Raw genomic sequence first — 683 nt, forward strand, 5'->3', positions numbered from 1 at the left:
CTACCCCTCACCATTGACCCATATAAAGACGCTCAGCGTCGAATGGATTACGAAGGCTACATCTCACGTAGTCTGCTTAATCGTTTGGGTGAATCTGTGAGCAATGTGCTAAGCGATGCACAAGTTACTCTCTCGTTATATATCGATCCGCAACGCTTAACCGTTATTAAAGGTACGGCGACAGTGGAAGTGGAATTCGATTGCCAACGATGCGGTAACCCGTTTACACAAACGCTTGACTGTTCGTTTTGTTTCAGTCCGGTGTCCAATATGGATCAGGCGGACAATTTGCCCGAAATTTATGAACCAATCGAAGTAAACGAGTTCGGTGAAGTAAATTTACTAGATATGATCGAAGATGGATTTATCATCGAATTGCCTCTAGTCCCGATGCATAGTGAAGAACACTGTGAAGTGTCCGTGAGTGAACAGGTGTTTGGCGAATTGCCTGAAGAATTGGCGAAAAAACCTAACCCGTTCGCTGTATTAGCTAATTTAAAGAAAAACTAGATCTAGGAGTATAGCCAATGGCTGTTCAACAAAATAAAAAATCTCGTTCACGTCGTGATATGCGTCGTTCACATGATGCATTAACAACAGCAGCAGTTTCAGTAGATAAAACAACTGGTGAAACTCACTTACGTCACCATGTAACTGCTGACGGTTACTACCGTGAGATCGGA

General features: G+C 43.0%; 2 protein-coding genes. Both read left to right on the plus strand.

Going from position 1 to position 683, the window contains the following annotated elements; all coding sequences use genetic code 11:
- Positions 1-510 (plus strand): 23S rRNA accumulation protein YceD (gene yceD / locus FE782_RS33505; protein WP_238392743.1); only part of this gene is annotated, 510 nt, incomplete at its 5' end.
- 17 nt (positions 511-527) lie between these two features.
- Positions 528-683: 50S ribosomal protein L32 (rpmF, locus tag FE782_RS33510; protein WP_138198436.1), on the plus strand; the 156-nt coding region annotated here is incomplete at its 3' end.

The organism is Paenibacillus antri, from assembly GCF_005765165.1.
Taxonomy (GTDB): domain Bacteria; phylum Bacillota; class Bacilli; order Paenibacillales; family YIM-B00363; genus Paenibacillus_AE; species Paenibacillus_AE antri.